General features: G+C 39.6%; 27 protein-coding genes. All 27 read left to right on the top strand.

What is annotated here, in order from left to right; all coding sequences use genetic code 11:
• The first annotated feature begins 3 nt into the window (after nucleotides 1-3).
• Entirely contained in the window at nucleotides 4-1023 is a 1020-nt protein-coding gene (gene fliG, locus MKX72_RS21175; protein WP_025750326.1) for a flagellar motor switch protein FliG, read from the top strand.
• Nucleotides 1016-1804: a flagellar assembly protein FliH gene (gene fliH / locus MKX72_RS21170; RefSeq protein WP_049166140.1), complete on the top strand. Its 789-nt coding sequence runs from the start codon at nucleotides 1016-1018 to the stop codon at nucleotides 1802-1804. The genes fliG and fliH overlap by 8 nt, the downstream gene beginning before the upstream one ends.
• A complete protein-coding gene (gene fliI / locus MKX72_RS21165) occupies nucleotides 1779-3092 on the top strand; it encodes a flagellar protein export ATPase FliI (RefSeq protein WP_049166138.1) in 1314 nt (437 codons plus the stop codon). The genes fliH and fliI overlap by 26 nt, the downstream gene beginning before the upstream one ends.
• Before the next feature lie 2 nt (nucleotides 3093-3094).
• Nucleotides 3095-3538, top strand: a complete 444-nt coding sequence (gene fliJ, locus MKX72_RS21160) for a flagellar export protein FliJ (RefSeq protein WP_028411429.1) — start codon at nucleotides 3095-3097, stop codon at nucleotides 3536-3538.
• A gap of 9 nt (nucleotides 3539-3547) precedes the next feature.
• Nucleotides 3548-4180, top strand: coding sequence for a MotE family protein (locus MKX72_RS21155; RefSeq protein ID WP_049166137.1), 633 nt, complete (start codon nucleotides 3548-3550; stop codon nucleotides 4178-4180).
• Between the two features lie 17 nt (nucleotides 4181-4197).
• On the top strand, nucleotides 4198-6816 hold the full coding sequence (locus MKX72_RS21150; RefSeq protein ID WP_340760915.1) for a flagellar hook-length control protein FliK: 2619 nt from the start codon (nucleotides 4198-4200) through the stop codon (nucleotides 6814-6816).
• Between the two features lie 9 nt (nucleotides 6817-6825).
• Nucleotides 6826-7254, top strand: coding sequence for a flagellar hook assembly protein FlgD (gene flgD, locus MKX72_RS21145; RefSeq protein WP_033579782.1), 429 nt, complete (start codon nucleotides 6826-6828; stop codon nucleotides 7252-7254).
• A gap of 25 nt (nucleotides 7255-7279) precedes the next feature.
• Nucleotides 7280-8083 carry a flagellar basal body rod protein FlgG gene (flgG, locus tag MKX72_RS21140; RefSeq protein WP_028411426.1) on the top strand — a complete coding sequence of 268 codons (804 nt, stop codon included), beginning with the start codon at nucleotides 7280-7282 and terminating at the stop codon, nucleotides 8081-8083.
• 35 nt (nucleotides 8084-8118) lie between these two features.
• Nucleotides 8119-8328 carry a flagellar FlbD family protein gene (locus tag MKX72_RS21135; protein WP_155008231.1) on the top strand — a complete coding sequence of 70 codons (210 nt, stop codon included), beginning with the start codon at nucleotides 8119-8121 and terminating at the stop codon, nucleotides 8326-8328.
• Nucleotides 8329-8331: 3 nt separating this feature from the next.
• Nucleotides 8332-8763 carry a flagellar basal body-associated protein FliL gene (gene fliL, locus MKX72_RS21130; protein ID WP_049166132.1) on the top strand — a complete coding sequence of 144 codons (432 nt, stop codon included), beginning with the start codon at nucleotides 8332-8334 and terminating at the stop codon, nucleotides 8761-8763.
• A 20-nt stretch (nucleotides 8764-8783) separates the two neighbouring features.
• On the top strand, nucleotides 8784-9785 hold the full coding sequence (fliM, locus tag MKX72_RS21125; RefSeq protein ID WP_034265235.1) for a flagellar motor switch protein FliM: 1002 nt from the start codon (nucleotides 8784-8786) through the stop codon (nucleotides 9783-9785).
• On the top strand, nucleotides 9775-10905 hold the full coding sequence (fliY, locus tag MKX72_RS21120) for a flagellar motor switch phosphatase FliY (RefSeq protein WP_258524416.1): 1131 nt from the start codon (nucleotides 9775-9777) through the stop codon (nucleotides 10903-10905). The genes fliM and fliY overlap by 11 nt, the downstream gene beginning before the upstream one ends.
• Nucleotides 10906-10926: 21 nt before the next feature.
• Nucleotides 10927-11289 carry a response regulator gene (locus tag MKX72_RS21115; RefSeq protein WP_033579786.1) on the top strand — a complete coding sequence of 121 codons (363 nt, stop codon included), beginning with the start codon at nucleotides 10927-10929 and terminating at the stop codon, nucleotides 11287-11289.
• Nucleotides 11290-11352: 63 nt separating this feature from the next.
• Entirely contained in the window at nucleotides 11353-11994 is a 642-nt protein-coding gene (locus tag MKX72_RS21110) for a flagellar biosynthetic protein FliO (RefSeq protein ID WP_028411421.1), read from the top strand.
• Nucleotides 11987-12655 (top strand): flagellar type III secretion system pore protein FliP, encoded by a 669-nt coding sequence (gene fliP / locus MKX72_RS21105; protein ID WP_028411420.1) that lies wholly within the window; start codon nucleotides 11987-11989, stop codon nucleotides 12653-12655. Before MKX72_RS21110 ends, fliP begins: the two co-directional genes overlap by 8 nt.
• Before the next feature lie 10 nt (nucleotides 12656-12665).
• Nucleotides 12666-12935 carry a flagellar biosynthesis protein FliQ gene (fliQ, locus tag MKX72_RS21100; RefSeq protein ID WP_033579787.1) on the top strand — a complete coding sequence of 90 codons (270 nt, stop codon included), beginning with the start codon at nucleotides 12666-12668 and terminating at the stop codon, nucleotides 12933-12935.
• Nucleotides 12936-12937: 2 nt separating this feature from the next.
• Nucleotides 12938-13714, top strand: a complete 777-nt coding sequence (fliR, locus tag MKX72_RS21095; protein ID WP_028411419.1) for a flagellar biosynthetic protein FliR — start codon at nucleotides 12938-12940, stop codon at nucleotides 13712-13714.
• 2 nt (nucleotides 13715-13716) lie between these two features.
• Nucleotides 13717-14799, top strand: a complete 1083-nt coding sequence (gene flhB / locus MKX72_RS21090; RefSeq protein ID WP_033579789.1) for a flagellar biosynthesis protein FlhB — start codon at nucleotides 13717-13719, stop codon at nucleotides 14797-14799.
• 30 nt (nucleotides 14800-14829) lie between these two features.
• Entirely contained in the window at nucleotides 14830-16866 is a 2037-nt protein-coding gene (gene flhA, locus MKX72_RS21085; RefSeq protein WP_155007669.1) for a flagellar biosynthesis protein FlhA, read from the top strand.
• Entirely contained in the window at nucleotides 16866-17966 is a 1101-nt protein-coding gene (locus tag MKX72_RS21080) for a flagellar biosynthesis protein FlhF (RefSeq protein ID WP_049166124.1), read from the top strand. Before flhA ends, MKX72_RS21080 begins: the two co-directional genes overlap by 1 nt.
• Nucleotides 17959-18828, top strand: a complete 870-nt coding sequence (locus MKX72_RS21075) for a MinD/ParA family protein (RefSeq protein WP_155007670.1) — start codon at nucleotides 17959-17961, stop codon at nucleotides 18826-18828. The genes MKX72_RS21080 and MKX72_RS21075 overlap by 8 nt, the downstream gene beginning before the upstream one ends.
• A gap of 9 nt (nucleotides 18829-18837) precedes the next feature.
• A complete protein-coding gene (locus MKX72_RS21070) occupies nucleotides 18838-19881 on the top strand; it encodes a protein-glutamate methylesterase/protein-glutamine glutaminase (protein ID WP_033579791.1) in 1044 nt (347 codons plus the stop codon).
• 14 nt (nucleotides 19882-19895) lie between these two features.
• Entirely contained in the window at nucleotides 19896-21875 is a 1980-nt protein-coding gene (locus MKX72_RS21065) for a chemotaxis protein CheA (protein WP_155007671.1), read from the top strand.
• 30 nt (nucleotides 21876-21905) lie between these two features.
• Nucleotides 21906-22334, top strand: a complete 429-nt coding sequence (locus tag MKX72_RS21060) for a chemotaxis protein CheW (protein WP_014458457.1) — start codon at nucleotides 21906-21908, stop codon at nucleotides 22332-22334.
• Nucleotides 22335-22384: 50 nt separating this feature from the next.
• A complete protein-coding gene (locus MKX72_RS21055) occupies nucleotides 22385-22879 on the top strand; it encodes a chemotaxis protein CheD (protein ID WP_028411411.1) in 495 nt (164 codons plus the stop codon).
• A gap of 56 nt (nucleotides 22880-22935) precedes the next feature.
• Nucleotides 22936-23697, top strand: a complete 762-nt coding sequence (locus MKX72_RS21050; protein WP_155007672.1) for a FliA/WhiG family RNA polymerase sigma factor — start codon at nucleotides 22936-22938, stop codon at nucleotides 23695-23697.
• Nucleotides 23698-23712: 15 nt separating this feature from the next.
• Nucleotides 23713-24240 (top strand): hypothetical protein, encoded by a 528-nt coding sequence (locus tag MKX72_RS21045; protein ID WP_033579793.1) that lies wholly within the window; start codon nucleotides 23713-23715, stop codon nucleotides 24238-24240.
• Nucleotides 24241-24304 lie beyond the last annotated feature (64 nt).

Here is a 24304-nt window from a genome sequence, read left to right as displayed (position 1 = left end):
CTAATGGTAAAGGCTATGCAAAAAAATGAGTTAACTGGAAAGCAAAAAGCAGCAATTTTGTTGATTTCTCTCGGTCCGGATGTATCAGCTTCTATCTATAAACATCTCAGTGAAGATGAAATTGAGCAACTAACGCTTGAAATTTCTTCAGTGAGAAAGGTAGAGCCCTCCCTAAAAGAAGCTGTGCTTCATGAGTTTGAACAAATAACGCTTGCTCAAAACTACCTTGAAAAAGGAGGAGTAAGCTATGCGAAACAGGTGTTAGAAAAAGCACTTGGACCAGAGCAGGCTATGATGATTATCAATCGATTAACTTCATCTTTGCAAGTTCGTCCGTTTGACTTTGCCAGAAAAGCTGATCCTATGCAACTGTTAAATTTTATTCAGCATGAGCATCCTCAGACGATTGCCCTTATTTTATCTTACTTAGAACCGCCGCAGGCAGGACAAATCTTATCATCACTGCCTCAGGAAAGGCAAGCGGATATTGCAAGGCGGATTGCAACGATGGGAAGTACGTCTCCGGAAGTCATTAATGAAGTGGAGCAAATTTTAGAGAGAAAGCTTTCAGCTACCGTTACCCAAGACTATACTCAAACAGGTGGTTTAGAAGCAGTAGTTGAAGTATTAAATGGAGTGGACCGAGCGACTGAAAAAATTATTATTGATACGCTTGAAATTCAAGATCCGGCATTAGCAGAAGAAATCAAACAGCGAATGTTTGTATTTGAGGATATCGTAACGCTCGATAACCGTTCTATTCAGCGTGTGATACGAGATGTAGAAAATGATGATTTATTGTTGAGCTTAAAAGTAGCAAGTGAAGAAGTGAAATCTATTATTTTTAAAAATATGTCTAGCCGTATGGTGGAAACGTTTAAAGAAGAAATGGAATTTATGGGCCCTGTGCGTTTGAAAGATGTAGAGGAAGCCCAGTCACGTATCGTTGCTGCAATTAGACGTTTAGAAGATGCTGGTGAAATTGTACTAGCTCGAGGTGGAGGAGACGATATTATTGTCTAATATCATTAAATCAACTTATATGAACAAACTTTCAGACGAAAATGCTAAGCACATTCAAGTCATTCCATTTGGTTTTCCGATACAAGATGAGCCGACAGAAGAACATCTTCAGCAAGAAAATGCACAGCACGTTATTGAACAAGCGCATAGTGAAGCTGAAATGATAAAGGCCGAGGCAGACGCTTACCGCAAACAAGCTCAAAACGAAGTTGAACGTTTGAAAAAGCAGTGGGAAGAAGAGAAGGTGCTGCTGTTTCAACAAGAAAAAAAACGCGGCTATGAAGAAGGGTACGAAGAAGGGCTGCTTCAAGGGAAACAAGAGTACGAACATGTATTAGCCATGTCGCGAAACATTGTTGACGAAACAAAGAATCAGTACTACGAATATATAAATCAATCTGAAGAAGTCATTTTTGAATTAGGTTTCACCCTAGCAGAAACGCTTTTAAATGAGCAGCTTCAAAGAGATGAATCATTTTTATCACTTGTTGCAAGGTCTTTAAAAGAAGTTAGAGAACATAAAGAAATCCAGCTTTTTGTTTCTCCCAAAAAATATGCATATGTATGTGAACATAAACGAGAACTGTTCGATTTATTAAACGGAGAAACCGGGCTGTTTATTTATGCAGATGAAAATCTTCAGGAAATGGATTGTGTCATCGATTCCTCTTATGGGCGTCTTGTTGCTTCTTTTGATAGTCAGTTAATGGAAATGAAGAAAAAATTAAAAGAACGTTTGTTAGAGGGGAGTAAACATGAAAGTCGCACAACTCATTCATGAAATCCCGCGCACATCTTCTTTTAAACGGTACGGGAAAGTCAGCCGAGTAGTAGGAATGATGATTGAATCTAAAGGACCTAGAACGTCAATAGGAGATGTTTGTTTTATTCATCTCAGTGAACGAGGAGATAAAATTCGTGCAGAAGTTGTTGGTTTTAACGGTGAGCACGTCGTTTTAATGCCTTATACGTCTGTTCGATATATCGGACCTGGCTGCCTAGTGGAAACAACAGAAAAACCTCTGCAGGTAAGCGTGGGGAAAGAGTTAATAGGTCAAGTGCTTGATTCGTTAGGCAACCCTTTAGATGGGTCTGAACTTTCTCATTATTTGCCTTTTGTTTTAACCGATCAAGACCCCCCTAATCCTTTAGAGCGCCCGCCTATTGAACAGCCTATTGAAGTAGGTGTACGGACGATTGATAGTTTGTTAACCGTAGGCCGAGGGCAGCGCATAGGTATTTTTGCAGGAAGCGGTGTTGGGAAAAGTACGCTGCTCGGGATGATTGCTCGTAATACAAAAGCAGATATCAATGTCATTGCCCTTGTAGGCGAGCGAGGAAGAGAAGTTAGAGAATTTATTGAACGAGATCTTGGAGAGGAAGGGTTAAAGCGCTCCGTTGTAGTAGTTGCTACCTCGGATCAGCCTGCTCTACTTCGAATGAAAGCAGCATATACAGCTACTTCTATTGCTGAATACTTTCGAGATGAGGGGCTGAGCGTCATGATGATGATGGATTCTGTTACCCGTGTAGCAATGGCTCAGAGAGAAATTGGATTAGCCGTAGGTGAACCTCCGACTACCAAAGGTTATACACCATCTGTTTTTGCTAGCTTGCCAAGGCTGCTTGAACGTACAGGGACTAATCAACATGGATCTATTACCGCTTTTTACACTGTATTAGTAGACGGTGATGATATGAACGAACCTATTTCGGATACGGTGCGAGGCATTATAGACGGACATATTGTACTAGACAGGGAGCTTGCCAATAAAGGTCAATATCCGGCCATCAATGTCTTAAAAAGCGTTAGTCGCGTGATGAACCATATCGTAAGTGAACGGCATAAAGAAGCAGCTGAAAAACTGCGTTCATTAATGGCTATCTACGCTAATTCTGAAGACTTAATTAACATAGGTGCCTACAAAAGAGGATCTTCTGCTTACATTGATGAGGCAATCCACTATCATCCTGTCATTGAGGCGTTTTTAAAGCAAAAAACGAACGAACATCCATCGTTTGAAACAAGTGTAACAAAGCTCTGTGAACTGTTTGTGAAAGGTGAGTAAATATGGCATATGAATTTAGGTTATCTAAAATAATGGCAATTAAGTCAAATGAAAAAGATGAACTGCTATCTCAATATAATCAGTCCTTACAGCAGTTTGAAACAGCGGGTGAAAAGCTTTATAAAAAGTTAAAAGAAAAAGAAACGCTGATTGAACAGCATACGGGCAAAATGAAGCAGGGGCTTTCTATTTTAGAAATTACATCATTTCAGCAGTTTTTAACAAGTGCCGAACGAGTGATTGAAAGGCTGCAACAAGAGGTCATGTTTGCCAGACAGCAAATGAACTTAAAGAAACTGAAGCTAGAAGAAAAGAATATAGAAGTAAAGAAGTATGAAAAATTAAAAAAGAAAGACTACGATTCTTATATAACAGCGGAAAAACAATTAGAAGCGAAGCAAATGGATGAGCTGTCTTTACAGCAGTACATGCTGCATAGAAATTAGGTGAAAAACATGGCTAAACGAAAAGAATTAAGAGAAGAGTACGAAGAAGAAAACTATGAAGATGGGAAATCTTACAGTAAAAGCCAGGTGTTTTTATTTTTAATCTTTATTCCAGCGGTGTTCCTCATCTTGGCAGCTTACATTGTCCTGACACTTTTAGGCGTCAATATAAATGATAAGGTTTCTGCTGTTACACACGCCATTCCATTTGTATCAAGTGAGCAGTCACAAAAAAATGAAAATATTCAAAAAAGCAATGAAGAAATACAAAAGCAGGTTGAGAGCCTTCAAAAGAAGCTGAGCACGAAAGAAAAGCAAATTTCAGCCTATGAGAAAACGATCAGTACAAAAGATCGTCAAATGGATGAACTAAAAATTGAAATGCGTGATATGGAAGAAAAAGCCGATGACGAAGCGAAAAAACAAAAGAACAATCAGCTGGCGAAAAAAGATGTCATTGCTACCTATGAAAACATGTCTCCTAAAAATGCAGCGCTCATTTTTGCCGAATTAAAAGAAGACAAAGCGGTCGCGATGCTTAAGCAGTTCAAAGCAAGTACAAGAACGGCAATCTTAGAAAAAATGGATCCGAAAGTAGCTGCACGCTATACGACATTGTTAACAGATCAGATTGATGAATAAAAGCAGAGGTGAAAACAGTGGAAATTTCACTACGTCCAGCAGCTGCATCAAAGGTAAACTGCGATGAAAAAGCGGCTGTTATTCAGACTCAGGGTTTTTTTGAAGAAATCGTTCAACAGCTTCAGCAGCTAAATGCGCAACCTTTAGCGAGCCGGGAGAAATCATTGAATGAACAAGCGATAAATCAAGACGTCTTTAACGCGGTCGGGTTAATTGCGATTCAGTTAAGCGAAGCAGAATATGAAGGAGATGAACCGTCTGTCTTATACGAACATCTAGCCGAAATGATCAGTAGTATTCCAAGTAGTCTAGATTTGGAACAGCCGCTTCTAAAGCTGCAGCACGTGTTAACAGAAATGCAGCAGGAACCTGTTTCATCTAAAACAGACAGTCAAGAACAATATTTGTCTTCTATTTCTAGCTTGTTGACTATATGCAAAAACACGTCGTCTGCGTTTCAAACAGAGTTTGCTCAGCTGATGGAAGAACTACAAAAACCGCAGCTACAGTCAGTGAAGCTTTCAGATTCGCAGCTTCAAGGCTTGGAGAAAGCTGCTGTTGAAAAAATAGAGAAAATTCATAAACAACCACGTGTATTAACCGATACCTTACATGAAAAGCGCTCAGCTGGTTTTTTCGCCGTTGTTCATTCAACTTCAAAAAATTCTCTAAAAGATATGAGCGCTGTTCGTAAAGAAGAAAAAGGGCCGCTATTTAATCAGCTTCCATGGAAAAAAGATGTGGTTTTAGGTAACCCAAGTATAGATAGTGAAAGTTCTTTCACTGCTAAAACAGCCGGGTTGACGTTAAAAAATAACCCATCAGCTTTTGGAGCTGGAGAAATGCTTAAGATCCAAGAGTTTTCTATTGATCTAGGGCAAGCAAACTCTGATCATCAACAGTCTGACGATCTGGTAAATGAGCTGCAAAAGGTATGGAGTAAAGCTTCGATCAGTACTGAAGAAGGAGCAGCCAAGCTTTCCATTAAGCTGTTTCCAAAGCAGCTAGGTACGATTTCGATTGAAGTGCTTCAACAAGACAATGAAAAAATTGCGCAGGTTGTGGTAACGTCAGCGAAAACAAAAAAGCTTTTAGACGCCAGCCTTTTCAGCTTACGACAAGCTCTTGCGTCTCAACGCGTAGCGGTTGATCAAGTGGATGCGGCGGGCGTTCAAGCAGCTCCAGAAAGTTCTGTAACAGAGATGAATGCTTTTGGTAAAGAAGAAAAAGAGCCGCAGTTTTCTATTGATTTAAGCCAAGCAAAATCAGACTATCAGCAGTCTAGGGATTTGGTAAATAATCTGGAAAAAATATGGAGTGAAGCTTCCATCAGTATTGAAGAAGGAGCAGCCAAGCTTTCCATTAAGCTGTTTCCAAAGCAGCTAGGTACGATTTCAATTAAAGTGTTTCAACAAGACAATGAAACGGTTGCACAAGTAGCTGTATCGTCAGTGGAAACAAAAGAGCTGTTAAATGCCAACCTTTTCAGTTTACGGCAAGCTCTCGCTTCTCAGCATGTATCGGTTGAACAAGTGGATGCGGCGGACGTTCAAGCAGCTCCAGAAAGCTCTGTAACAGAGATGAATGCTTTTGGTAAAGAAGAAAAAAGGCCGCAGTTTTCTATTGATTTAGGGAAAGCGAAATCAGATTATGAACAGTCTAGCGATCTGGTAAACAAGCTAGAGAAAATATGGAGTAAAGCTTCGAGTGGTTCTGAAGAGGGAGTATCCAAGCTTTCCATTCAGCTATTTCCAAAGAAGCTAGAGACAATATCAATTGAAGTGCTTCAACAAGACGATGAAACGATTGCGCAGGTTGTGGTAATGTCAGCGAAAACAAAAGAGCTGTTAGATGCCAATCTTTTCAGATTACGGCAAGCTCTCGGGTCTCAGCATGTATCGGTTGAACAAGGGGATGTGGACGCTGTTCATACAGATTCAGAAAGTTCTGTGAAAAATATGACTGCTTTTCCTAAAGAAGAAAAAGTACCGTTTTTTAATCAGCTTCCATGGAAAAAAGATGTGGTTGTACCCAGCGGAAGTATAGATACCAATAGCTTTTCGAAAAATAGCGAAAGTTCGGCAGGTACACACACAACCGGGGCGCCAGTAGAGAATCAGCCATCATCCTTTGGAAGTGGAGAAATGCCTAAGCTTCAGCAGTTCTCTATTTATCTAGGGCAAGCAAAATCTGACTATCAGCAGTCTAGCAATTTGGTAAACGAGCTTGAGAAAGTATGGAGTAAAGCTTCGTTTAGTGCCGAAGAGGGAACATCCAAGCTTCTCATTAAGTTATTTCCTAAACAGCTAGGTGCGATTTCAATTGAAATGCTTCAGAAAGACAGCGAAACGGTTGCGCGAATTGTCGTATCGTCAGTAAAAACAAAAGAGTTATTGGACTCCAATCTTTCAACTTTGCGGCACGGTCTCGCGTCTCAGCATGTATCAATTGATAAAATCGATGTGCTACTGTCAGAACAAGCGATGTCGTATAACAATGAAAACGACCAGCAAAAAGAAAGACAAGAAAAAGAAGCGTTTAAAAAAGAAGAAGAAGATCAAGATTCACAACAATTGGAAGAATCGGCTTCCTTTCTATCTTCTTTTGAATCAGCGCTCATTAACTACAACGTATAGGTGATAACAATGACAAATGAAATTACGTCTGACTTGTATTTAAGCAATAGGGACACACAAGTGAAGCAAACGGGAAACAGCTCGCTTGGCAAAGATGACTTTTTGAAGCTTTTGATTGCTCAGCTTCAAAATCAAGATCCAATGAATCCAATGGAAGACAAAGACTTTATTGCTCAAATGGCTCAGTTTTCATCCCTTGAACAAATGACAAATATGAGCACATCGCTCAATACGTTTGTAACGCAGTCTCAGGCTTCTCCTATTTTAAAAGGAAGCGAATTAATTGGTAAAACCGCTGCATGGTTAGATGAAGAAGGAAATAAAAAGCAAGGAGTCATTTCAACAGCATCCGTCAAAAACAATGAGATATCGTTTACGATCAACGATGAAAATCATACGGTACTTTCGCTAAACGATATCTTAGAAGTAAGCAGTTAACCAACCAAATTTAAGGAGTGATTTTATGTTACGTTCGATGTATTCAGGAATCAGCGGCATGAAAAATTTTCAAACTAAATTAGATGTCCTAGGAAATAACATTGCCAATGTTAATACATACGGCTATAAAAAAGGACGTACAACGTTTCAAGATTTAGTAAGTCAGCAAGTAGCAGGAGCAACAGGGCCGGCTGGGAACCGTGGAGGTGTTAACGCTAAACAAGTGGGATTAGGTTCGCAAATTGGCACAATTGATACAGTTCAAACGGCAGGAAGCATTCAGTCAACAGGACGCCCTCTAGATTTAGCTATTTCTGGAGACGGCTATTTTGTTGTAAATGATGGAACATCAGACTATTACACAAGAGCGGGGAACTTCTATTTAGATAAAGATGGTTATCTAGTGACAGGTGATGGATTATTTGTACAGGCTACTAATGGAAAAATTAGGATTGATCCAACTACTGCTAAAAGCTACAGCATTGGAGCAAATGGAACTGTTAATATTGTTGGTCTAAACGGAACTATGCTTCCGAATCCTCAGACTATCAAGCTTGCAAAGTTCGCTAATAATGAAGGGCTTCAAAAAGCAGGAGGAAATTTGTTCGCTAATACTCCAAATGCTGGGCTGGTTACAACTCCTGCAAACATTACTCCTGGAAACAGCGGTACAGGAACTTTAATTTCAAGCGCCCTTGAAATGTCCAACGTTGATTTATCCGAGGAATTCACGGACATGATTGTTGCACAGCGCGGATTTCAAGCGAATACAAGAATTATCACAACATCCGATGAAATACTGCAAGAATTAGTGAATCTAAAACGATAGGCGGGAGGAAGGAGTAGGTATTACTCCGGTTGATTATGATCACTTTAACGAGGCTAAACGGCAAAATATTTACGTTAAATGCTCTTTACATCGAGCAGGTTGAGGCATTTCCCGATACAACTATTACGCTAACAAATAACAAAAAGCTAGTGGTAAAGGATTCAGTTGAAGAAGTGAATGAGAAAGTGACGAGTTATTATCAGCGAATTAACGTATTAGGACTGCAGCAAACGACGGAGGAATAAAGTGTGTTCAAAAATAAGCTAATTAGTAAGATGATTATTATCCTGCTTTCTCTTACTTTAATAGGAAGCATTGCGGTTATTGTGACGTTAAAGTATACGGAGCAGGCAGGTACTGAAAAAGGTCCATCTATCGACGATGTGATTAAAGCTTCTGCAGATGTAACGGATATTAAAACCAATTTAAAAAGCAATAACTACATCAGCATCTCCTTTAAAATTCAAATGGATAGTAAAAAAGCGGCAGCAGAGCTTCAAAAAAGAGACTTTCAAGTAAGAGACATTATTATCAAACGGCTCTCCGATATGAGTGCTCAAGATTTTGAAGGAACGCAAGGGCTCAGTACGTTAGAAACAGATATTGCAAAGCAAATTGATCAATTAATGGAAAACGGACATGTTGTTAAAATTTATACAACGTCTAAAGTGTTGCAGTAAAGAAAAAGGGAGGGAAGCTAGTGGCTGGGGATGTATTATCACAAAATGAAATTGATGCCCTATTATCCGCGTTATCAACCGGAGAGATGGATGCGGATGAGTTAAAAAAGGAAAATAAAAAACAGCGTATTCGTACATATGATTTTAAACGCGCCCTGCGTTTTTCGAAAGATCAGATTCGCAGTTTGACGCGAATTCATGAAAATTATGCGCGCATGTTAATTAACGTCTTTTCGGCGCAGCTTCGTAACGTTGTACAAGTGTCCGTTGTATCAGTGGATCAAATTCCGTATGAGGAGTTCATTCGCTCTGTTCCGAAAGTAACCATCTTAAACGTGATAGCCGTCCCTCCTTTAGAAGGGCATATCATTATGGAAGTCAATCCGAACATTGCCTATGCGATGCTTGACCGCTTGCTCGGGGGACAAGGCGAGAGCGGTGGGAAAATTAGTAACTTAACGGAGATTGAAACGAGCTTGGTTCGAAACTTGTTAGAGAAAACGTTAGACAGTATGAGAGAAGCTTGGAGTTCTATTGCGGAAATTGAACCTGAAACATCAGAGTTTGAAGTGAATCCTCAGTTTTTGCAGGTAATTTCACCAAATGAAATTGTCATCGTCATTTCATTAAACGTACAAATTGGAGATGAAACGGGCATGATCAATCTATGTATTCCGCACGTGACGCTTGAGCCGATTGTGTCCAAACTGTCCGTTCATTACTGGATGCAATCTTCGAAAAAAGAACCTAACGTACAAGAGGTTGAGCAGCTAAAGGAACAAATCAATGATGCGGAATTGCAGGTTGTAGCCGAGCTAGGAAAAGCGGATATTTCCATTGAAGATTTCCTAGCATTAGATGAGGGAGATGTTATTCGACTGCAAACAAGCGTTCATAATCCGTTAACTATTTACGTCGGAGAACAACCTAAATTTATTGCACAGCCTGGAAAAGTCAGTCGGAAAGTCGCTGTGCAAATTCTAGATGATGTTAAGAGGAGGAACGAAAGGAATGAACGATGACATGCTTTCGCAAGATGAAATTGATGCGTTGTTAAAAGGAACTTCTTCACTTGACGAGTTTTCAGAGCCGAATAAGTCAAGTCAAGTAGACGATTACTTTACGGAAATGGAAAAAGACGCGCTTGGCGAAATTGGAAATATTTCGTTTGGCAGTTCAGCAACAGCGCTGTCGGCTTTATTGAATCAAAAAGTCGATATTACCACACCGTTTGTATCGCTCGTGTATAAAGAAGAGCTGACGGATGAATTTCCAAATCCTCATGTCGCTGTGCAAGTTCAGTACACAGAAGGCTTTTCTGGTACGAATTTGTTAGTTATTAAACATGAAGATGCAGCTGTTATTTCAGATTTGATGCTTGGTGGAACGGGAGAGAATCCGACGGAAATCATGGATGAAATTAAGCTGAGTGCAGTGCAGGAAGCGATGAATCAAATGATGGGTTCTGCAGCGACGTCTATGTCTACGGTATTTCAAAAGAAAATTGATATCTCTCCGCCGAGCTTAGATATTTTAAATATTCAAAAAGGGGAAGGCACAGAGCTGATTCCCCAAGATGACGTCTTTGTAAAAGTCTCTTTTAATTTGAAGGTAGGCACATTAATCGATTCGAATATTATGCAGCTGTTATCGATATCTTTTGCCAAAAGTTTGGTGGAAGAGCTCTTAGTTCCAAGCGCAGAAGGTACCGCAGCTTCTATTGAAAAAGAATCAGACCTTAACGAAAAGCAAACAGAACCGCCGGCAGCTGAATACATACAGCATGAAGAAACACAGCAGGCAGAACCTGTTCGTGTACCAGTTGATGTTCAGCCCGCATCGTTTTCAGAGTTCGAGCACGTGTCTTCTCCTCAAGGGGATTCGCGAAATTTAGACATGCTGCTTGATATCCCGCTTCAAGTTACCGTGGAGCTTGGAAGGACTAAGCGAACGGTTCAAGAGATTTTAGCATTATCTTCTGGTGCAATCATTGAACTTGATAAACTAGCAGGCGAACCGGTAGATATCTTGATTAATAGCAAATTAATTGCAAAAGGTGAAGTGGTCGTCATTGACGAGAATTTTGGCGTTCGCGTAACTGATATTATTAGTCAAAGAGACCGTATTAACAAACTAAAGTAATGATTTTTAGGAGGAGTAGAGATGGGAAACCGAATTTTAATTGTAGATGATGCTGCATTCATGCGCATGATGATTAAAGATATTTTAACGAAAAATGGATATGAAGTAGTAGCGGAAGCGGCAGATGGCCAGCAGGCTGTGGAGTTATTTAAAGAGCATGCACCAGATCTTGTCACAATGGATATTACGATGCCTGAAATGGATGGAATTACGGCCTTAAAAGAAATTAAAAACATAAAAAGTGATGCCAAGGTGATCATGTGTTCAGCGATGGGACAGCAGGCAATGGTGATTGATGCCATTCAAGCAGGGGCAAAAGATTTTATCGTTAAGCCGTTTCAAGCAGATCGTGTATTAGAGGCAATTTCAAAAGCAATTGGATAAACAACAGATTGGCGGGACTTTCCCGCTAATCTTACACTATGTTGAAGTAAGAGGTGGCAGACATTGCTGCGAAAGTTCGTAATTGTTGCGCTGTTAATAAGCGTATTAGCAGGATCAAATCAAATCGTCTATGCAGAAAGTGGATCTGCATCGGTAAAAGAATGTTTGGAGAAAACGGAGAAGTGTTCAGAGAGTGAGAGTACTGATTCAAAAGAAAAAACTGAACTCCAGGCGACGCCTGCGCTTTCAGCTGGAGATATCGTGAAGATGATATTCGCGTTTTTACTTGTAATTGGGCTGCTTTTTGCGCTCTTAAAATTTGTAAATAAAAAAGGAAGGCTGCTACAAAAAAATAAAGTCGTACAAAACTTGGGTGGTACAAATGTTGGAAGCAGCAAGTCTGTACAAGTAGTCAAAGTTGGAAATCAGCTTTTTGTTATTGGAGTCGGTGAAAATGTGCAGCTTCTTTCAGAAATTACAGGGCAAGAGAAACAGCAGCTGCTTACGCAGTATGAGGAACAACAGAAAAACGAGGGCGAATATAAAGTCGTACTACCGTCTTTTTTAGAAAAATTCACTTCTAAAAAAGAAGAGAAATCTAGTCATTCTTTTCAGCAGCTTTTTCAGCGAGAAATGAATGAAATGAAAATAAAAAGACAAAACGCACTGAAAGAGTTAGAAAGGAACAAAAAGAACGATGAATGAAGTGATGAATCTCTTTAACTCGAGCAGTCCTACAAATATTTCAACTTCTGTCCAGCTTTTGTTGCTGCTGACGGTGTTTTCAGTAGCTCCTGGAATTTTAATCATGATGACCTGCTTTACACGAATTGTCATTGTGCTTTCATTTGTACGTACGTCGCTTGGGACACAGCAAATGCCTCCTAATCAAGTATTAGTTGGTTTATCGCTGTTTTTAACATTTTTTATTATGGCACCAACTTTTTCTCAGGTAAATGAACAGGCGCTTCAGCCGCTTTTAAAAGAAAAAATCACGTTGAATCAAGCCTATAAAAAAGCAGCTGAACCAATGAAAGAATTTATGAGTGCTCATACAAGACAAAAAGATTTAGCTCTTTTTTTAGAATATGCGGATATAGATAAACCATCCTCTGTTCAAGATATTCCCTTAACTGCGCTCGTTCCAGCTTATGCGATCAGTGAGCTAAAGACGGCATTTCAAATTGGATTTATGATTTTTATTCCTTTTCTCATTATCGATATGATTATAGCAAGCGTGCTGATGTCTATGGGAATGATGATGCTTCCTCCCGTTATGATTTCGCTCCCATTTAAAATTTTACTATTTGTACTGGTTGACGGCTGGAATTTAGTTGTTAAATCATTATTAATAAGTTTTCAATAGGTGATAGACAATGAATGGAGAATTTGTCATTTCGTTAGCAGAAAAAGGCGTGTATACGATTTTAATTGTATCTGGTCCTCTATTACTGCTGGCCCTTGTAGTTGGGCTCATTATTAGTATTTTTCAAGCAACTACCCAAATTCAAGAGCAAACTCTTGCTTTTGTTCCTAAGATTGTAGCGGTCTTAGTAGGGATTGTATTTTTTGGTCCGTGGATGTTATCGAAAATGATTTCATTTACATATGAAATTTTTGCAAATCTGTATCGGTACGTAGGATAGCTATGAGTCAGTTGATCTTATCCTATCCCGCGTTTTTACTAGTACTAGTGCGGGTAACGTCTTTTTTCATCACTGTTCCGCTATTTTCATACAAAACGATTCCCGCAGTTCATAAGGTAGGTTTGTCTGCCTCGCTATCCGTCATTATTGCGACAACGATTGATTTACCCGTCGTTTCGTTAGATGCACAGTTTGTACTTTTAGTAGTAAAAGAATGTGCTGTTGGGTTGTTTATTGGTTTGACTGCGTATGTATTTATTATGGCTATTCAAATCGCCGGAGGTCTCATCGATTTTCAAATTGGGTTTGCCATTGCCAATGTAATAGACCCGCAGACAGGGGCGCAAAGTCCGATACTAGGTCAATATTTATATGTATTTGCTCTTCTATTTTTATTATCGACCAATGGGCATCATTTATTAATAGATGGCATTTATAATAGTTATTTAATTATTCCGTTAGACAAAGTAGCTTTCCCTGTGGGAAGCCAAGCATTTGCTACACACATCATAACTGTTTTTTCATCGATGTTTTTAGTAGCCGTTCAAATGTCTTTGCCTTTGGTTGGTTCATTATTTTTAGTCGATATCGCGCTTGGCATCGTCGCGAGAACGGTTCCGCAGTTAAATATTTTCGTAGTTGGATTTCCGGTGAAAATCATCGTTGCTTTTATTTTACTAATTGTAGTGATGGGGAGCATGTTTTATATGATGCAAATCATATTTGAACAAATGATAGAAGCGATGCGCGCGATGATCCGCATATTAGGAGGGGTGTAGCTTTGTTTTTAGTAAAAGTTGATTTGCAATTTTTTGCAGGAGAAAAAACGGAAAAAGCTACACCTAAAAAAAAGCAGGACTCTCGAAAAAAAGGACAGGTAGCTAAAAGTCAAGACGTTACCACTGCGCTCATTCTTTTAATGGTTTTTCTTTATTTTTTGTTTGGAGCCAAACAATTTTTACAGCAAATGATGAAGCTGTTAAGAGAAGCTTTTCAAACGTATATGCTTGAGGAAGTGACGGCAGAGCGCGTATTTGCGATGTTTAAGCATCTTCTTCCTTCAATTGCTCTTGCAGCGGGTCCTGTCATGCTCGCAGCTTTTGTTGCTGCGCTCGGAGCGAATTATATGCAGGTTGGCATTCTTTTTTCCACGGAGTCCCTTCAGCCTAAGTTAGAAAAGATTAACCCTATTAGCGGAGCCAAACGAATTTTTGCCATGAGAGCGCTGGTAGAACTAATCAAGTCAACGCTGAAAATTATGTGTATCGGAGCCGTCACGTTTTTTATCTTATGGATTCACATAGAAGATGTATTAAATTTATCTCAAAAAAGTATAGGGGACTCGCTGGTTGTTCTGTCTAAGCTTGTTTTTCAAATGGGACTTGCAGCTTCGCTTATGCTTTTATTTTTATCGCTGCTTGATTATTTGTACCAAAAGTTTGATTTCGAGAAAAATATTCGAATGTCAAAGCAAGATATCAAAGATGAGCATAAAAACATTGAAGGAGATCCTCTAATCAAATCAAAAATAAAGCAAAAGCAGCGTGAAATGGCAATGTCTCGCATGATGCAAGAAGTTCCAAAAGCAGATGTCGTCATTACAAACCCTACTCATTATGCCATTGCTTTAAAATATGATGAAGAAAAAATGGATGCTCCCTATGTTGTAGCCAGCGGCGTAGATTTTATTGCTCAAAAGATCAAAGGAATTGCCAAAAGTCATGAAATTATCATGGTAGAGAACCGCCCGCTGGCAAGAGCGCTTTTTGATCAAACCAAAGTAGGGGATGCGGTTCCAGAAGAGTTTTTTAAAGCGGTGGCTGAAATATTAGCTTACGTATACCGCATTCAAAATAAAATGTAACGTTACGCTATTGTAAGGAGAGAAAAATTAATGTCTGCAAGAGAACTGCCAGTTGTTATAGGTGTTGTACTCATTATCGTTATGCTTGTTATTCCGTTGCCTTCATGGTTATTAAGTATTTTAATCATGATTAACATTTCTCTTGCGCTGCTTGTACTGCTCGTTTCCATGAACATGAAAGAACCTTTAGAGCTATCGGTGTTTCCGTCTTTGCTGCTGGTTCTTACGCTGTTTCGATTAGGTTTGAACGTATCGACAACCCGTTCAATTTTAGGAACAGGAGAAGCAGGCGGAGTAGTGGAAACATTTGGCCACTTCGTGATTGGTGGAAATCCGTTAGTGGGGTTTGTTGTCTTTATTATTTTAATTATCATTCAGTTTCTCGTTATTACAAAAGGAGCGGAGCGTGTTTCTGAAGTAGCCGCACGTTTTACCTTGGATGCGATGCCAGGGAAACAAATGAGCATTGATGCAGATTTAAATGCAGGTATGATTTCAGAAAAACAAGCAATTGACCGCCGTGAAAAAATTCAGCGCGAAGCAGATTTTTACGGAGCAATGGATGGAGCTAGTAAATTTGTCAAAGGTGATGCCATTGCAGGGATTGTCATTACCCTTATTAACATCTTGTTTGGAATTATTATCGGCATGCTGCAAATGGGAATGTCCATCACTGAAGCATCCCAAACGTTTACTTTGTTAACAGTAGGCGATGGATTAGTGAGTCAAATTCCAGCCCTCATGATTTCAACAGCGACGGGAATTATCGTCACGAGAGCTGCTTCAACAGGCAATTTGAGCGAAGATATTACACGGCAGCTGTTTGCTTTTCCCGTTATGCTTTATGTAACTGGAGGAACAATTGCCGCTCTTGGTTTAATCACGCCAATTAATGATGTCATTACAATGCCTATTGCTATTTTATTAGGTGTGGGAGGCTATTATTTGTCTCAGGCTAAAAATCAGGCGGTTCGTGAAGAAATGGCCCCTACTGAAGAAGAGCTAGAAGACAATGAAATGAAAAGTCCAGAGAGTGTTGTCAATCTATTAAGCGTTGATCCGATTGAATTTGAATTTGGGTATGCATTAATTCCGCTTGCTGATACGAATCAAGGAGGCGATTTACTCGATCGAATTGTTATGATTAGGCGCCAGCTGGCACTTGAGCTAGGATTAGTCATTCCAGTTGTTCGTATCAGAGATAACATTCAGCTTCAGCCCAACGAATACTGTCTTAAAATAAAGGGCAATGAAGTGGCGAAAGGGGAGCTGCTGCTCGATCACTACTTAGCAATCAGTCCCGGAATGGATGATGAGTTGATTGAAGGAATTGATACGTTAGAACCAGCTTTTAAAATGCCTGCGAAATGGATTAGCGAGTCGGTGAAGGAGCAGGCTGAGATGTTTGGGTATACCGTTGTGGACCCACCGTCGGTTGTGTCTACGCACATAACAGAAGTTATAAAATCGTATGCGCATGAGCTGATTGGAAGGCAGGAGACAAAGCAACTAATTGATCACACAAAAGAAACGTATCCTATTTTAATTGAGGAAGTAACGCCTAATCCGCTTTCCGTTGGAGACATTCAAAGGGTACTGGCAAAACTTTTAAAAGAGAGCGTCTCAATTCGAAATTTACCCATTATTTTTGAGGTGCTGGCCGACTACGGAAAAATGACGTCAGACACCGATTTGTTAACTGAATATGTCAGGCAAGGACTTGCAAGGCAAATTACCAGTCAATATACGGTCCAAGAAGGTCTGCTTCGAGTTCTTACCCTTTCAGGAAAAGTTGAAAAAACGATGGCGGAAGCTGTTCAACAAACGGAGCATGGGAACTATTTATCACTAGACCCTAACGTTTCACAAGCTATTGTGGAAAGTATAGCTAAGCAAATAGAAACACTTTCTTTTCAAGAACAGTCTTCAATTGTGTTATGTTCTCCTGCAGTGAGGATGTACGTGCGTCAAATCACTGAGCGGTATTTTCCTCATATGGCGGTTTTATCATATAACGAGTTAGAAGCAAATGTTGAAGTTCAAAGTGTTGGAGTGGTGGATATCTGATGAAAGTAAAAAAATATGTAGTAGAATCTATGCCGCAAGCTATGAAAGCCATTCGTTCAGATTTAGGTGAGGAAGCGGTTATTTTACATTCGAAACAAATTCGAACAGGAGGTTTTCTTGGCTTATTTACTAAGGCGAAAATAGAAGTATTGGCAGCTGTCGATCCCGTAGAAAAGCTGAGCGTAAAGAAGAACTCAGCGCCGCCAGAACCCAGTATGGAAGATAATCAATCTTTTATGAAGCAGCAGCTCAGTGAGTTAAATACTCTTGTCTCACAAATGAGTCAAATGCCAAAGGTTTCTTCAGGTTCATATCCAAAAGTAGTGGAAGATGTGCTTGCTTATTTGCGTTTGCAAGAAATAGACGAAGCTATTTTAGAAAACTTGGAGGCTCCTATGCTAGAGTACTACTACTTACATCGCCGCCCTAACTCAAACCAACTCATGAAGTGGACGAAAAACTGGTTTACCAATCAGTTTAAAGCAAGTGAATGGAGCGGTCCTTTCAAAAAATATGTAAGTGTAGTAGGGCCAACAGGTGTCGGTAAAACAACCACTCTTGCTAAATTGGCTGCAAAGTGTGTCCTAGAACAAAATCAAAAAATAGCATTTATCACAACGGACACCTATAGAATTTCAGCGATTGAGCAGCTCAAGACGTACGCTTCGATCTTAAATGCGCCTTTAACGATTTGCTATAACGGAGAAGATTTTAAAAAAGCTTTGCTGGAAACAAAAGCATACGATGTGATTTTTATTGACACAGCAGGCCGTAACTTTTTAGAACCGCAATATGTAAATGATTTAAAGAAAATTATTACGTTTCAAGAAGATTTGCAAACGTTTCTTGTTCTAGCACTAACGTCAAAAGCATCAGATATGAAAGCTATATATGAACGTTTTGCTAGTCTCCCTGTTGATCAACTGATTTTTACGAAGCGAGATGAAACAACTCACAAAGGCTCGCTTTTAAATATGTTGTATCGTTACGGCCAACGAGCTGCTTTTACAACAAACGGGCAGGATGTACCAGAAGATGTTTCGTCATTTAAAATAGAAGAGTTTATCGACGATGTGTTTGGAGATTGGAAAGATGAATGATCAAGCAGCAGTTTTAAGAGAAAAAGTGTTAAAGAAACATCAAAACTCTTTAAGGAATTGTAAAACGATAGCCGTGTTAAGCGGAAAAGGAGGAGTTGGAAAGTCGAATCTATCATTAAACTTATCTCTTGCGCTAACGAAGCAAAAGCAAAGAGTTCTTCTTTTTGACATGGATATAGGGATGGGAAATATTGATATTTTGATTGGACAAACTGCTTCCTATACGATGGTTGATTTGCTAGAAAAAAAGCTTTCCATCCAGCAAATTATTAAAAAAGGTCCTGAAGATTTAGCTTATGTGGCTGGTGGAACGGGAGTTTCCTCTGTATTTGAATGGTCTCCATCGGACCTTGCTCATTTAATACAAGAATTGAGTTCTTTGACAAATCAATACGATTACATGATTTTTGATATGGGAGCGGGCATGTCAGAGAGTGTGCTTAAGTTTTTAAAAGCTGTAGATGAAATGATCGTGGTCACAACACCCGAACCTACATCTATCACAGATGCTTACGCTGCTATTAAGCTAGCAGCTTCCTATTCTGTATCAGCACCGGTTCGTCTTATTATTAACAAAACGCTTTCTGACAAAGAAGGAAATGAGACGTATGAACGATTTAACCGAGCTGTTCAGCAGTTTTTGAACATATCTATTTCTCTATTAGGTATTGTGCCAAACGATCAAGCTGTCCAGAAAGCGGTCAATCGCCAAATGCCTTTTTTGCTTCAAAACCCAACATCTAAAGCAAGTGTATCACTAATAGAAATGGTGAATATTCTTATTCCTCAAGACAATAGGATAACGGCTAAAAACGAGGGAATGTTTATTCGGCGCCTCAAACGATTTTTTCTTGAAAGGTAGGAAATGAGAGTGAATGAAATAAAGGTGCTTATTGTAGATGATTCTGCATTTATGCGAAAGCTAATCGGCGATTTTTTAGCATGTGACAGTCGTTTTCACGTTGTGGGTACCGCACGTAACGGTGAAGAAGGGTTGAAAAAAGCGCTCGAGCTGTCGCCAGACATTGTGACACTTGATATCGAAATGCCTAAAATGAATGGCTTAGATATGTTAAAGCAGCTTATGCGTGTGAAGCCCCTTCCTGTTGTCATGTTATCGAGTACAACAATAGAAGGGGCTGAAAATACGCTGACCGCTATGCAGTACGGCGCAGTTGATTTTGTTGCTAAACCTTCGGGAGCTATTTCGCTGGACTTACATAAAGTGAAAGATGAGCTTATCTCTAAACTATTGCTTGCTAGTAAAGCCAACATATCTTCAAGCAGTCATCAGCACGTGCAAAACAGAAGTGTATATAACCTCCCGATGGGGACGAAAGTGAACAAAATGATTTGTATTGGCACTTCTACTGGAGGACCGCGTGCGCTGCAAGAAGTATTATCAACTGTTTCAAAAGACATACACGCACCTATTTTTATTGTGCAACATATGCCTCCAAATTTCACAAAATCATTAGCGGTTAGACTAGATCAGCTAGCTGATATTGAAGTGAAAGAAGCACAAGACAATGAAATCGCGCGCTCAGGATGTGCGTACATTGCGCCTGGAGGTTTTCATATGACGGTTGTAGAGAAAGAAGGACAGCTCAGCATTTGTTTAGACACTTCTTCACCTGTAAAGGGACATCGCCCCTCAGTGGATCGTTTGTTTCAGTCGATTAGTAAAATTTCAGGTTATCAAAAGCTTGCTATTGTGTTGACGGGAATGGGGGCGGATGGAACGGAAGGCATTATTGATTTAAAGAAAAATAAAGACGCGCTTATATTGGCTGAATCTAAAGAAACAGCTGTCATTTATGGGATGCCCAAATCAGCTGTTTCTACAAAGCTTGTTGATTATATTGAACCGCTGCGAAACGTTGGAAGCTTTATTTCTCGCTACGCACAGAAATAGGAGGGAAAGTTACGATGGATATGAATCAATATCTAGAAGTGTTTATTGAAGAAAGCAAGGAACATCTTCAAAACGTTAACGACCAGCTAATGCGTTTTGAAAAAAATACCGATGATCTTGGTTATGTAAATGAAATTTTTCGGTCTGCTCATACGTTAAAAGGTATGTCTGCAACAATGGGATTTGATGATTTAGCACAATTAACTCACAAAATGGAAAACGTGCTAGATGCCGTTCGAAATCATCAAATCGACGCTCACACGGAAGTTCTTGATGCTTTGTTTGAATCAGTCGATGCGCTAGAAATAATGGTTCAATCTATTTCTGAAGGCGGCGATGGTCAGCTTGATGTCAAATTGCTTGTTCAAAAGCTGCAGCGTATTGTAGCAGAGGAACCCGCAGCAGAGCATGCGGCTTCTTCTATTGAGTATGATGAGTTCGTACAAACGCTGCTCAGTCAAACAGCAGGGCAAGGATTTAATGCGTTTGAAATAACCGTACAGCTCGAACGCACCTGTCTGTTAAAAGCTGCACGTGCATATATGGTATTTGATGTGTTAGGGCAAGTGGGAGACGTCATTAAATCAGCGCCAACTGTTCAAGATATCGAACAAGAAAAATTTGAATCATCTTTTATCGTTATATTAGTAACAAGCGAATCGCAAGAAAAGCTGAAGGCGAGCATTATGGAGGTCTCTGAAGTAGAAAGCGTGAAAATTGCTGCGGTCCCCATAAAAAAGGAGACAGAAATGCAGGAGCTTGTTTCACAAGAAGAAGCAGCAGCTATACAGGAAGTTACTGTGTCAGCACCTTCTAAATCGCCTGTTGAAGAGAAAAGACAGCTCTCAAATAACAAGACGATTCGAGTCAATATTGACCGTTTGGACAGTCTCATGAACTTGTTTGAAGAACTAGTTATTGATAGAGGCAGGTTAGAACAAATATCAAAAGAATTGAATAATAGCGAATTAGACGAAACGGTAGAGCGGATGTCCCGTATTTCTGGAGATTTGCAAACGATTATTTTAAATATGCGTATGGTGCCTGTAGAAACCGTTTTTAATCGGTTTCCCCGTATGGTGAGACAGCTTTCAAAAGATTTAGGGAAACAAATTGAACTTCAAATTGTCGGAGCTGATACAGAGTTGGACCGGACCGTCATTGATGAAATTGGAGATCCGCTTGTTCACCTATTAAGAAATGCCGTTGACCACGGAATTGAAATGCCTCAAGCACGCTTAAAGAACGGAAAGAATGAAAAGGGAACGATTCGCCTTAAAGCTTATCATAGCGGAAATCATGTCTTTATTGATTTAGAAGATGACGGGGCGGGCATCAATCGTGAAAAGGTATTGCAAAAAGCGTTAGATCGAGGAATTATCGATGGGGAAACTGCTGAAACGCTGACGGATAAACAAGTGTACGAGCTCATTTTCGCTTCGGGCTTTTCGACGGCTGAACAAATTTCAGATGTTTCCGGACGAGGAGTAGGTCTAGATGTCGTGAAAAACACGATTGAATCGCTAGGGGGTTCTGTAACGATCGATTCTAACGAAGGATACGGTTCGCGTTTTTCTATTCAACTGCCGCTCACTCTGTCTATCATTTCTGCTTTACTCGTGCAAATGAGTGAAGAGCGCTATGCCTTACCGCTTTCTTCGATTATTGAAACAGCTATTGTTCAGCCGAAAGAGGTCATGCATGTACATGGTCAAAAGGTTATTGACTTTCGAGGAGCCATTATTCCTCTTATTGATTTAAAAGAACTATTTACTGTGCCTAACTCGGTACAAAGAGATCATTATTCCGTCGTTATTGTGAAAAAAGGAGAAAAGACCGCCGGGCTAATTGTTGATTCTTTTATCGGTCAGCAGGAAATCGTTTTAAAATCTTTAGGTCATTATCTGCCGGGTGTATTTGCTATTTCAGGAGCCACGATTTTAGGCGATGGACAAGTAGCACTTATCATTGATTGCAACGCTTTGATCAAATAACAAATGCTGTAAAAAGAAAGGGAGAAAGGCATGAAAATTATTGTGTTTCAATTGGGGGACGAGGAGTACGGAATTTCAGTAGAAGAAGTGCAATCGATTGAAAAGATTCAGCACATAACACGCGTTCCTGGAGTAAAAGAATATGTAAAAGGTGTTATTAATCTTCGCGGTGTTATTACACCGATTATTGATTTGCGCACTCGTTTTAACTTACAAGAACAGCTTAACCATGAGCTGACACGTATTATTATGGTTCGTCTTAATGATGTAGAAGCAGGTTTGATTGTGGATGCGGCAAATGATGTAGTAGACATTGATGAAAAAACGATTGCTTCAGTGCCTGAAACAGTTGAAGGAACAGCTGTAGAATACTTGAACGGAGTTGTTAAAGTAGATAGCCGTTTAATTGTTCTTCTAAATTTACCTAAAGTGCTCTCTTTAGAAGACCACCTCCAGTGAGCCAAGCGAATAATGGATATCACGCTGAAGTTTGTAGGAGTTGAAGAATCGTGAGAGATGATAAACAAGTGATTAAGGTAGGAATTGCCGAGATGAATGTTACACATGCACCCGCAGTGCTTCGAACAGCGGGATTAGGGTCATGTGTAGGAGTTGTCGTTTACGACTCTGTTCACTCAGTAGCTGGGCTCGCTCATGTAATGCTTCCCGATTCAAGCGGGGCTAAATGTCCTTTTAATAGAGCTAAATATGCAGATACAGCCATTTTTGATTTGATAAATATGTTGATTAAACAAGGTGCACATAGAAGATTATTAAAAGCAAAAATAGCAGGGGGCGCACAGATGTTTCAATTTGAACCAAGAAATGATGTGATGCGAATTGGCCTTCGAAATGTTCAAGCAGTGGAGAGAGAACTGCATAGAAACAGTGTAGAAATTGCAGCAAAAGCTACAGGAGGACACAACGGACGCACAATTGAATTTGATCCTCAAACGGCTATTTTAAAGGTTCGTACGATTAATGAAGGGATAAAAACGATATAAAGCGCGCTCTGACCGTTGACCGTTTAATAGCGCTATAAAAAGGAGTTGAAAGACCCTTGAAAAGTATACAAGAAGTTGAAGAACATAAAATTTGGCAGGAATGGATAGAGACGAGAGACTCCCATGCGGGAAACATGCTTGTTAAAAAGTATATGCCGCTTGTTAACTATCACGTTCAGCGGATTAGTGTAGGGCTGCCGAAGAATATTCATAAAGAAGAGCTTCGTAGTTTAGGATTAATCGGCCTTTACGATGCTTTGGAAAAGTTTGATTACGGTAGAGACTTAAAGTTTGATACATATGCGTCTTTTCGAATTCGAGGGGCGATAATAGACGGGCTTCGTAAAGAAGATTGGTTATCAAGAAGCGCAAGGGAAAAGACGAAAAGAATTGAGCAAGCAACAGAAGCACTTGAACAAAGATACTTGCGCAGAGTTGCACCAAGTGAGGTTGCAAAAGAAGTAGGCATGACAGAAGCAGATGTTGTTCATACAATGAATGAAGGCTTCTTAGCTAACGTTTTGTCAATGGAAGAACAGCCAAAAGAGTATGAAGATGGAGAGCAAAAATACACGATTAAAGATGAAAAAACGCTCTCTCCTGAAGAGGAGCTAATTAACGACGAACGATATCAAGAGCTCGCTGAAGTTATCGGGCAGCTAAATGAAAAAGAGCAGCTTGTTGTTTCATTATTTTATAAAGAGGAGTTGACTTTCACAGAGATCGCGCAGCTGTTAGGGCTATCCACTTCACGCATTTCTCAAATTCATTCGAAAGCGCTGTTTAAAATGCGTACGAGTTTAAGCAAAATAATTTAACAAAGAGGTAAAGTGATGGGGTTTTTACTCACAGTTAGTTTTTTAATTCATGGTCTATCACTGTTTTGCATTATTCTTTTATATATGCAAGTGACCAAAGTGAAAAGGATTGAACGCTTGCACCAGCAAAATATAAATAAAATGGAAGCTGCAATGAGTTCATATCTCGCTGAATTTCAGGAACAAAACGAGCAGTTTTTACGGCAGCTTCGTGAGCGTTCAACTTCGCTTTCTTCCGAAATGGAAGAAAGCAGCGCCAAATCACCTTTGGTAGATGAAGAAGACGTGCCTGTTCAAAGGGTGGATCTAAAAAGTGAGCCTTCCCAGTCGCTGCATGAACTTCTCTCTATAGAAGAAAATCAGAAACATATAAGCACATCTTTTGATGAATTAACTACAGACCAAATTCAAGATTTGTCAGGTGAAGAGATAAAAGAATTTTCCGTTTATTTAAAGGGAAAAGGTTTAACAATTGAAGAAATTGCAAAACATTTACACAGAGGGAAAACTGAAATTGAATTATTATTGAAATTTCATCAATAAACTTAATGAAACGCTTGCTTGTGAAAAAGGAGTATGCTATATTAGTTTTTGGTGTTATTACACA

Origin of the sequence: Priestia sp. FSL R5-0597, assembly GCF_038006305.1 — a bacterium.
Taxonomy (GTDB): Bacteria; Bacillota; Bacilli; order Bacillales; family Bacillaceae_H; genus Priestia; species Priestia zanthoxyli.
The sequence above is the reverse complement of the archived record's forward strand: the minus strand, read 5'-3'. Positions and strand labels throughout refer to the sequence as shown.